The 10,541-nt window shown below is 68.4% G+C and carries 7 protein-coding genes; 1 reads left to right on the plus strand and 6 read right to left on the minus strand.

Annotation, left to right across the window (positions count from 1 at the left end; all coding sequences use genetic code 11):
• Positions 1-154: 154 nt before the first annotated feature.
• The 6 genes from TSO5_RS13040 to TSO5_RS13065 all read right to left on the minus strand — a co-directional run bounded on the left by TSO5_RS13040 (position 155) and on the right by TSO5_RS13065 (position 9,772).
• A complete protein-coding gene (locus TSO5_RS13040; RefSeq protein WP_109152006.1) occupies positions 155-1,969 on the minus strand; it encodes a thiamine pyrophosphate-requiring protein in 1,815 nt (604 codons plus the stop codon).
• A 129-nt stretch (positions 1,970-2,098) separates the two neighbouring features.
• Positions 2,099-5,206 (minus strand): molybdopterin-dependent oxidoreductase, encoded by a 3,108-nt coding sequence (locus TSO5_RS13045; protein WP_109152007.1) that lies wholly within the window; start codon positions 5,204-5,206, stop codon positions 2,099-2,101.
• 59 nt (positions 5,207-5,265) lie between these two features.
• Positions 5,266-6,405 carry an NrfD/PsrC family molybdoenzyme membrane anchor subunit gene (gene nrfD / locus TSO5_RS13050; protein WP_199230883.1) on the minus strand — a complete coding sequence of 380 codons (1,140 nt, stop codon included), beginning with the start codon at positions 6,403-6,405 and terminating at the stop codon, positions 5,266-5,268.
• A complete protein-coding gene (gene dsrO, locus TSO5_RS13055) occupies positions 6,402-7,136 on the minus strand; it encodes a sulfate reduction electron transfer complex DsrMKJOP subunit DsrO (RefSeq protein ID WP_109152009.1) in 735 nt (244 codons plus the stop codon). The genes nrfD and dsrO overlap by 4 nt, the downstream gene beginning before the upstream one ends.
• Positions 7,137-7,340: 204 nt before the next feature.
• Entirely contained in the window at positions 7,341-7,967 is a 627-nt protein-coding gene (locus TSO5_RS13060; protein ID WP_109152010.1) for a response regulator transcription factor, read from the minus strand.
• Positions 7,964-9,772, minus strand: a complete 1,809-nt coding sequence (locus TSO5_RS13065; protein WP_109152011.1) for a PhnD/SsuA/transferrin family substrate-binding protein — start codon at positions 9,770-9,772, stop codon at positions 7,964-7,966. The genes TSO5_RS13060 and TSO5_RS13065 overlap by 4 nt, the downstream gene beginning before the upstream one ends.
• Before the next feature lie 201 nt (positions 9,773-9,973).
• Here TSO5_RS13065 and TSO5_RS13070 point away from each other — a divergent pair, with 201 nt between their 5' ends.
• On the plus strand, positions 9,974-10,393 hold the full coding sequence (locus TSO5_RS13070; RefSeq protein ID WP_109152012.1) for a hypothetical protein: 420 nt from the start codon (positions 9,974-9,976) through the stop codon (positions 10,391-10,393).
• Positions 10,394-10,541: the final 148 nt, after the last annotated feature.

Here is a 10,541-nt window from a genome sequence, read left to right on the forward strand (position 1 = left end):
CTAAGGCCGAGGTCTCTTTCTTCGTGGAAGGGATTTCGGTCCGCTAAGGACTGCGCCGTGGTGTCGACGACACACGGATTGACAATGGAAGGGCTGCCGGAAACGGCGGCCCTTCTTTGTTTTTTGGGTATATCGGACGCATTCACCCACTTGGTCAGCGCTTCTTTCCGCCGCCCTTATCGCCACCGTGCGGCAGGTAGCTTTCGACGAAGTCCTTGGCGGTGCCCTTCAGCATGTCCCACACCTCCGGATCGCCCTTGGCCAGCGTCGCCATCATCGCGGCGGCGTTCTTCAGCGAGATGTGCGGCGGCAGCGGCGGGACGTTGGGATCGGTATAAGCCTCGACCACCACCGGGCCACGGGTCGCCAGCGCCTCGTCCCAGACCTTGCCGAGGTCTTCCGGCTTGTCGACAAACAGGCCCTTGAAACCCAGAAGTTCGGCATAGCGGGCATAGGGAACGTCGGGAAGCTCCTGCGATGCCTCGAACTTCGGATTGCCGGCCTGGGCGCGCATCTCCCACGTCACCTGATTGAGGTCGCGGTTGTTCAGAACCAGCACGATGAAGCGCGGGTCGCTCCACTGCTTCCAGTATTTCGACAGGGTGATGAGGGCGTTCATGCCGTTCATCTGCATGGCGCCGTCGCCGACGATCGCCAGCACCGGGCGGTCGGGATGGGCGAACTTGGCGGCCAGCGCATAAGGCATGCCCGGTCCCATGGTGGCGAGGCCGCCGCACAGGCTGGCCTTCATTCCGCGGCGGATCTTGATGTCGCGGGCGTACCAGTTGGTGCCCGAACCGGTGTCGCAGGCGATCACCACGTCGTCGGGCAGCCGCGGCGAGAGCTCCCAGAAGACGCGCTGCGGGTTCAGCGGCGTCGCGTCATTCATGGCGCGGGCTTCCAGCACCTTCCACCAGTCGGCGACGCCGGCCTCGATCCTGTCACGCCAGGAGCGGTCCTGCTTGCGCTGGAGCAGCGGGATCAACTCGCGCAGGGTGCCGGCGCTGTCACCGACCAGATTGACCTCCATGGGATAGCGGATGCTGAGCATCTTCGGATCGATGTCGATCTGGACGCCGCGCGCCTGCCCCTCCTTGGGCAGGAACTCCGAATAGGGGAAGCCGGAGCCGATCATCAGCAGCGTGTCGCAGTTCACCATCATCTCGTAGCTCGGCCGGGTGCCGAGCAGGCCGATGGAGCCGGTGACGAAGGGCAGATCGTCGGGCAGCGCCGCCTTGCCCAGCAGGGCCTTGGCGACGCCGGCGCCCAGGATGTCGGCCACCTCGATCACCTCGTCGGTGGCGTTCAGCGCCCCGGCGCCGACCAGGATCGCCACCTTGGAGCCGGCATTCAGCACGTCGGCGGCGCGGCGCAGGTCGGCCTCGGCCGGGCGCACGACGGGGGCGGAATAGCCGACGCCGGAATGGATGGTGCCGTGGGCGCGCGGCGGCGTCTCCACCGCGTCCATCTCCTGCAGGTCGTTGGGCAGGATGATGCAGGTCACCGTGCGCTCGGCCTTGGCGATGCGCACCGCGCGGTCCACGAGGTGCCGCACCTGGGCGGGCGTGGAGGCCATGTGGACATACTCGCCCGCCACGTCCTTGAATAGGGAGACGAGGTCGACCTCCTGCTGGTAGTGACCGCCCAGCGCGGTCAGCGCCTGTTGGCCGACAATGGCGAGCACGGGCTGATGGTCGAGCTTCGCATCATAAAGGCCGTTCAGCAGATGGATGGCGCCGGGGCCGGAGGTCGCGAGGCAGACGCCCAGCTCGCCGGTGTATTTGGCATGCGCGGTCGCCATGAAGGCGGCCAACTCCTCGTGGCGGGCCTGGACGAAATCGAACTGGTCGCCGGTGCGGGCGAGCGCGCCGACCAGCCCGTTGATGCCGTCGCCGGGATAGCCGAATATCCGCTTCACACCCCATTCGGAGAGCCGTTGCCAGAAGAAGTCGCTGACGTTCGCAGCCATTGTCGCCTCTCTTGTGTCTGGTCGTGAGTCACCGCCTTGCCTGTTTCAACTGCGATCCAGCGCTTCGGTTCGCCCGAAGCGCTGGATTTTTTTGCACCCCTCCTCCGCCTGGACCGCGATCCATAGGGATCAGGCGGCGGCGGCGATCCGTTCCAGCTTTGCCGGGATGCCCTGGCGCACGGCGGTCCCGGCGACCGGATCGACCCAAACCGACGCCCCGGCGCGGGACGGATCGGCGATGCCGAGGTCGTTCAGGTTGATGCCCGCCCCGATCTCCGGCACCGAAGGCTGGCTGTGACCGCCGATCAGGTGCGGGCGGGCGCCATATTCGCGGTGGCCGAAGCCGTGCTCCACCGCCAGCACACCGCGCATCACGCCATGGCGGACGATCGCGGTGGCCTCCCGCACCCCGCCGGGCGTCGCGATGCGGATGCGGTCGCCGGTCTCGATGCCGAGACGACGGGCATCCTCGGCGTTGATGCCGACCGGGTTTTCCGGATGCAGATGGCGCAGCCGCCCGGCGGCGATGGTATAGGCGCTGACCAGCACCGACTTGGAGCTGACCAGATGGAACGGCCACTCCTCCGCCGTATGGTGCTTGCGGATCGGGCTGCCGTCGGCGAAGACCGGCTCCATCCAGGTGGCGGTGCCGCTCCAACGCCGGCCGGTGATGCTGCTCTTGGCCGTTCCCACCGCCTCGTTGTAGACCTGCAGCGGCTTGACGAACTTATGGGTCGCCTTGTCGCCCTCGAAGCCTTCCGCCTGATTCTGGTAGCGGCCGCCGCGCGCCAGGACATAGGCGACCTTGCGCCATTCCTCCGGCTTCAGCGTGGCCTGCAGCGCCGGCATCACCCGTTCGACGCCGGACAGGGCGATGTCGCGGTCATCGGCGTCGGCGACCGGCTGCTTGCCGAGCCACGCGATGTTGGCGCCGCCGCGCAGATACCAGTCCTCCGGCCGGTCGAGCGGATGGAGCTTGCCGTCCATGTCGGCGATGGCGTCGGCGCCGAAGCCGGGCAGACCCATCCGCTTGGCCAGCGCGATCAGGAAGGTTTCCATCTGGACATGCAGCCCATCGGGCAGCGCCTGCGTGCGCGGCTCCACCACCGGCCAGCGCGCGGTGCTGGTCTTGGTCGGCACGCCGCCCCAGGGCGATGCCCAGCCCCAGGTCTCGTACAGCACGGTGTCGGGGACGATGTAGTCGGCGAAGGCGGAGGTCTCGTTGATGAACGGGTCGATGGAGACGATCAGCGGCAGCGTCTTGGGGTCCTTCAGCGCCGCCTCCGCCGTGGAGCGCAGGCCGGGGATGCCGTAGAGCGGGTTGCTGTTCCACAGGAACAGGGCCTTCAGGCGATAGGGGTAACCGTCGGCAAGCCCGCTGGTCAGGTACTCGGTGGTCAGCTGCGGCGCGGCCGGATACCAGGGCGCTTTGGCCGGATAGGGCTTGCCGGCTTCCTTGTTGCGGGCGAACTCGCTGGATTTCTCGTACGGGACCGGGCGGCTGATCGCGGTGCCGGACGGCTTCACCGCGCCGGGGAAGCTGGCCAGCTTGTAGCGTGGGCCGTCCTGCTCGTCCGGGAAACGGCCGCCGCCGAAGATGCTGCCGCCCTTCCAGTTCAGGTTGCCGATCAGCGTGTTCAGGGTAACGACGCCGAACGCGTTGTAGAAGCCGTTGCCGGCCATCATGCCGCCATGGGCGTTGGCGACCGCCTTTTTCCCATGGCTGGTGAATTCGCGCGCCAGTCCGGCGATGATGTCGGCGGGGATGCCGCAGGCGTCGGCATAGCCGCGCAGGTCCAGCCGCATCGCCTCCTCGCGCAGCAGGGTCAGGCTGGTCTTGACCGCGACGTCGCCGGCCGGCGTCGTCACCGCGCCGTCGTGGAACAGCACGGCCGGCCCACCCAGCGCGTCATGCGCCACCGGCTTTCCTTCCGGGTCGAGCACGACGAAGGCGTCCTTCTCGCCGTACCGCTCCTTCTCGTCCAGTTCCACCCAGCCCATGTCGGAGGCGCGCAGCATCCGCCCGTCGCGCGGGTGGCCCTTCTGCCCGATCACCAGATGGGTGGCGTTGCACCAGCCGGCCTCGCCCGCCGCCGTGGCGGCCTTGGCGTTCGGCTGGGACAGATAGCGGCTGTCGATGCGGGCGTTCTCGAACATCCAACGCATGATGCCCATCACCAGCGCGCCGTCGGTGCCGGGACGGATCGGGATCCAGTTCGACCGCTCCCCCGCCGCCCGGTTGTCGGCGTTGGTCAGTACCGGATCGACCACCACGTAATTCAGCACGCCGTCGGTGCGAGCCTTGGCGACCAGCATGGCCTGCCGCTTGAACGGGTTGCCGGCGTTCGAGGGGGCGGTGCCGATGAACAGGACGAATTCGGCATTCTGCAGGTCGGGCTTGGCGTGCGGCATCGCCTTCAGATCGCCGAACACCGCGCCGGAACCGGAGCGATAGGCGCCGCCGCAATAAGCGCCATGGCCGGCATAGTTGATGGTGCCCAGCGCCTTGTTGAAGAAGCGCCGCACAAAGGGCTCCCGCCCGTCATTGACGGAGGCAAGCAGCGCCACCTGATTGACCTTCGGCCCCAGCTCGGGCGAGGCGGGGTCGATCGGCGTCTTCAGGTCACGCAAGGCGCGCAGCCCCTCCACCGGCCCCTCGCCGAACAGGTCGCCGCCCTCGGCGATCTCCTCCACCAGCTTGTCGAAAGCGATCGGTTCCCAACGGCCGGAGCCGCGCGGGCCGACCCGCTTCATCGGCGTGGTGATGCGGAAGGGGGAGGTCAGCATCTCCAGCGCCGCATTGCCGCGCCCACAGGCGGTGGAGCGGCCCTGCAGCCCCTTCTCGTCCAGCCGCGACAGCGAGCGGAAGCTCTCCTCGATCGGCGTCGCATAGGGCAGGAACGGGTCGGTGGACAGCGGGCTGTAGGGGTTGCCGGCCACCCGCAGCACGCGGTTCCGTTCCACATCCACCCGCACCCGGACGCCGCACAGCGTGGTGCAGCCCAGGCAGGCGACGTTGGCGACGATCTGGCCCGGCGTCGGCTCGACGGCGCCGGTCGCCGGGTCGATGCGGAATTCCGGCTTCGGCGCGTTGCCGCTGATGGTGTCGTCGGGCCGCTCGCCGGCCCAGGCGCCCTTGACCAGCTTGCGGCCGGTCTCCGAGAAGCCGCCGGCGAAGGCGGCCAGCGCGCCGCCCGCAGCGGTGGTGGTCAGGATGTGGCGACGGGTGATGGACATGGTGGACACTCCGGTCTTCGCGAGCGGGGCTCAAGCGCGGATTGGGTTACTCAGGCCAGTTATTCGGCGGCGGTCAGGCGCCCGCCGGGATGGCCCGATGCATTGGCAGGGCGGCCGGCGGCCGGGGTAGACGACACCGGCAGCAGCGCCGTCATCAGGATCAGCAGGAACAGCCACAGCCCCGCGGTGCCGACGATGCCCATCAGCCCGTCCGGGCCGGCCGGCAGCGCGTACTCGTAGAAGCCCGCCCCGGTCTTCGGCACCGACTGGCCGCCGATGAACACGGTCCAGCGGAACATCCAGGCGCTGTGCACGGCGATCAGCCCGGTCAGCAGCCCGGTGCCGGCCGGGCGGGCAATGGCGATGACGAAGGGCACCACCGTCGCGGCCACCGCCCACACGGCGGTCACCCGCCACGCCTCCGACCCGGCCACGCTGTTCAGCGCCGCCGCATGCCCGGCATCCAGCCCCGACAGGCCGAGCGCCAGCCACAGCCCGCCGCACAGCATCACCGCGGCCAGCACGGCGGCGAGCAGTCGGTTGCCCAGCACCTCCACCGCACGGTCGGCGGTGCCGACGACGCGGTTGAGGATCAGCACCAGCCCGACGGCGCCGGCCAGCGCCGTGGTCAGGAACTGTACCGGCAGGAAGGGCGTGTGCCACAGCGGCCGGGCCTTTACCACCGCCACCTCGACGCCGGTGTAGAGCGCCACAAGCGCCGCTCCGGCCAGCACGAACAGCCCGGCGGCACGGATCAGCCGGTCGTCACGGCCACCGCCCAGCGCCGCCAGCCGGTACAGCCCGGCCAGCCGGCTGTCGACCCGGCCATGCGCCTGCAACTCCTCGCGCAGGCAGGCCCAGCCATAAACCAACAGGCCGCCGATGTAGAACGGGATGAACAGCGATCCCCACCACATCCAGGAGGTCGGCCGGAACACCACGTAGAAGTGCCAGAAGCGGCCGGGCTGGTGCAGGTCGGACAGAAGCGCCACCGGCGCCGCCAGCCCGCAGGTCAGCGCCACGATCAGGGCGAGCCGCCCCAGCGGGCGCCAGCTCGCACGGGCAAAGGCGTAGCCGGGCAAGCTGAGCAGCAGGCCGCCGACCGACAGGCCGATCAGGAAGAAATACTGCACGGCCCAGGGAAGCCACGCGACCTCGCGGGTCACGTTGATGACTTCGACGATGTGCGTGTCCATCATGCATGCTCCTTCTCGGCATGCGGCGCCGGCCGCCACAGGGTCGGCGTGCCGTCCACCTTGCCCTGCATCTTCGGATCGAGGCCGATGTAGAAGACCCGCGGCTGGGTCCCCATCTCGGGCTTCAGCACCTTGGGGTTCTGCTCGCGCACCAGCTTCGATACCGTGCTGTCGGGGTCCTTCAGGTCACCGAAGATGCGGGCGCCGCCGACGCAGGTCTCGACGCAGGCGGGCAGCAGCCCGGCTTCCACGCGATGGACGCAGAAGGTGCATTTGTCGGCGGTCTGGGTTTCGTGATTGATGAAGCGGGCGTCGTAGGGGCAGGCCTGGACGCAATAGGCGCAGCCGACGCACACCGAATTGTCGACCACCACGATGCCGTCCCGCCGCTGATAGGTGGCGCCGGTCGGGCAGACCGGGATGCAGGGCGGATCCTCGCAATGGTTGCACAGGCGCGGCAGCATGTAGGAGCCGGCCTTGCCCTGCTCCGTCACCTCATAGGTGGAGACGATGGTGCGGAAACTGTTTTCCGGAACGTCGTTCTCCATGATGCAGGCGACGGTGCAGGCCTGGCAGCCGACGCATTTGCGCACATCGACCACCATGGCCCAGCGGTGCGCCGCGTCACCGGTTGCCGTGACGGCACCGGCGTCAGCGGGTACGGCCGCCAGCGTGGCGGCGCCGACGGTCGCGGCCCCGGCGCCCAGGCAGAAGTTGCGTCGTGATCGGTCCATGGCAGGCTCTCCCGGCACCCATTCCCAGCCCGCAAAACTGCGGGCCGATCTCAGGGCCAAGGATAGCCGGGGGCACGGCAGCGCCCCATTGCGGTCATCCCCACACTTCTTAGGGTTTTCCCCCGCGACGCCAAGCCGCAGGCTGCTATCTGTCTGCCGATCGGATTCACGCTTCGAACCGGGTCCGGTTCTACGCGATCCGATCTATTCCGCCTCCAGCAAAAGCCGGGTCAGGTCGGCGACCGATGCGACCTCCAGCTTGTCCATCACATTGTGGCGGTGGACCTCGACCGTCTTCATCGACAGGTTGATCTCGGCGGCGATGACCTTGTTGGGCTTTCCGGCGACCACCAGCGCCGCCACCTGCCGTTCGCGCGGGGTCAGCCGACCGATCAGCGCACGGACGGTGCGTTTGCGCTCCGCCGCCTCCCAGGCGCGGCGGGACTTCTCCAGCGCCTCGTGCACGCGGTCGAGCAGGAGCTGGTCGTTGAAGGGCTTCTCGATGAAATCGACCGCCCCCGCCCGTAGCGCCCGCACCGCCATCGGCACGTCGGCATGGCCGGTGACCACCACCACGGAGAGAAGCGACCCCGCCCGCGCCAGCGTGTCCTGCAACTCCAGCCCGCTCATCCCCGGCATGCGGACGTCGGTGACGAGGCAGCCCGGCCGGTCGGGCTTGAACGCGCGCAGGAATTCCTCCGCCGAGGCGAAGCTCTGCACCTCCAACCCCAGCGAGCCGATCAGCCAGCCCAGCGAATGACGCATCGCCGGATCGTCGTCCACCACATAGACGGTGCGCGGCGGTGCCGAACTCTCCGCATCGTGACTCATGGGGTCTCTTGCTCCTGTGCCGCCGGCAGGACGAAGCGCATCTCCACGCCCCCGCCGGGATTGTCCGCGGCCCACAGATGGCCGCCATGGGATTCCAGGATGGTCCGGCAGATCGACAGGCCCAGGCCCATCCCCTCCGGCTTGGTGGTGAAGAAGGGGTCGAACAGCCGCTCCCGCGCCTCGGCGCTCAGGCCGTGGCCACGGTCGGCGACCGTTACCCTTACCCGCCCCTCGCCGTCTGGTCCGGTGTGCACGGTGATCCCGTCGGCCGGCGGGCAGCCCTCCATCGCGTCCAGCCCGTTCTTCATCAGGTTGAGGACAACTTGCTCGATCTGCACCGCGTCGGCGGCGACCCTAGGCAGCCCCTCGGCGAGATCGAGCGTGACCGCGATACCGGCGCTGCGCGCCCGGTCGGCGCACAGGGCGGCGGCGGCGCGAACGGCGTCGTTGATGTCGACCGGCTCGATCTGGGGGGCGCGCTTGCGCACGAAGTTGCGGATGCGGGCGATGATGTGGGCGGCACGGTCGGCCTGATCGGCGATGGCGCGGGTGGCGTCCGCCAGCTCGGCGGGCCGGCCGGTCCCGGCCTCCAGCCGGCGGGTGCAGCCGCGCGCATAGTTGGCGATTGCACCCAGCGGCTGGTTCAGCTCATGCGCGAGGTTGCTGGCCATTTCGCCCAGGATCGACAGCCGGGCGACATGGTCGATCTCGCGCTGGCGTTCGCGGGCATTCTCCTCGGCACGGCGACGCTCCGCCATTTCGCGGACGAGATCGCGGTTGACGGCGCGCAGTTCGGCGGTACGGACCTTGATGAGATGCTCCACCCGCAGCGAGTGGATCGTCCACCACACGAGGGCCAGCGCCGCAAGCGCCAGCCAGTGCCAGTTCTCGCGCGCCAGATCGACCAGCGAAACGTCGCGCAACGACCGGTAGGGACCGATGCGCAGGGAGCGGAACAGGGCATGGACCGGCTGGTAATCGCGCGGCACCGCCCAGCCCTGGTAACCGCCGGCCTTTGCCGCGGGATGGTCCGGCGGCATCTGGAACAGGGCGACCACCGCCTGCTTTGCCAGTCCTTCCGGCGTGCCGGCGAGACGGGCCAGCGGCCAATCGGGATAGAGGTTGGTGGAATGGGCGCAGGCGAAATCCGGCGCGGTCCGGGGAGCGAGAACGCGGAAGGTCGCCGGGTCGATCCGCCCCTCCGCCGCCAACTCCTCCAGCACGCAGGCGCGCAGCACGCCGGCATCCACCGTCCCGTCACGCACGGCGAAGGCGACGCGGTCCACCGGAAAACCGGAAAAGCGCAGGTCCTTCAGATCGCGGAAGGGATCGACACCGGCATCCAGCAGTTCCCCCCAGGCAATCTGGAAACCACCGAAAGCGTCGGGGTCGATGGCCATCAGCGTCCGCCCACGGAGGTCGCGCAGCGCCGTCAGGTCGTGGCGGTCGGCGCGCACGACGATGGCCGAGCCGATGGCATTGCCGGAAGACCGCCCGGATTGCAGGGTGGCGATGCGGGTGACGCCGTACCGCGCCTCCAGATCGACATAGTTGCCGGTGTTGGTCAGAATCAGGTCCACCGTGCGGTTCTGCACGGCGGCGTCCATCCCGGCGAGATCGAGCGCCACCATTTCCGCCCCGCGGCCGGGGAAATGGTCGCCGAGATAGCGGATCGTCGGTTCCCACACCGCCGCCGCATGTTCCTCCCCCCGATAGGCGAGTACGCCGACGCGGACCGGCGGCTCGGCAGCCCATCCGTTCGACGACAGCAGCAGCAGGAATACGAACAGCAGTCGGGCGATCATGGCGGCTGATCTTGCGAGGGGGTCCAGCCCTTTAGCGCGTCCGCCGCCCCGGCACAAGATGGCGCGCGTCCTGGACATATGCACCGCGGAAGGGGAATCGCGACCAGACAGCTCTGCACTGTGCCGGCGGTATCGCGCTCCGATCTCACGGACCGTTTGCGCCGATGGCGCGTTATTGAATGCAGCAACAGGGAGACAGACATGGCCGAGGCCAACATCAACGACCGGGCAAGCTTCGAACGGGCCTACGACCGGCATTCCTTCGAACAGGATGCGGCAATGAATGCACGCAGCGACACGACGGTCGTTCACGGCGTGACCATCCTCTCCGCCCCGGATGCAGAAGGGAGAGTCGAACTGTCCCGTACCTCTCAGCATGTGGGGGAGGGAAACCCCGAAGGCGATCCCGTCTTCATCGCTGCCTTTCGGCTTCACGACACTGCCGCCGACACCGCCAGCACCTACGCGAGTTCGGTCGAGCCGGTTGCCCCAACACGGAGCGATGCCGCCGACGACTATAGGGCCTTCATCGACCAGCTTCTGGACACGGCAAGGAACGCGCAGTTCAAGCCCGACATCGGCCGAGGCGAAGAGCGGCTGAAAGGCTTCCACGGCGGATGAGCATCTGCGGAGTTCCAAATGCCGGAACGCCCCGGCTCGTGTGAACCGGGGCGTTTCTGAAGTGATGGAGATGCAAGCTTATGCTTTTGGATTGAGCGTCTCTTGAGGCTTGGTGACCTGGCGGCGACCTACTCTCCCACGTCTTAAG

Source organism: Azospirillum sp. TSO5 (genome assembly GCF_003116065.1).
Classification (GTDB): domain Bacteria; phylum Pseudomonadota; class Alphaproteobacteria; order Azospirillales; family Azospirillaceae; genus Azospirillum.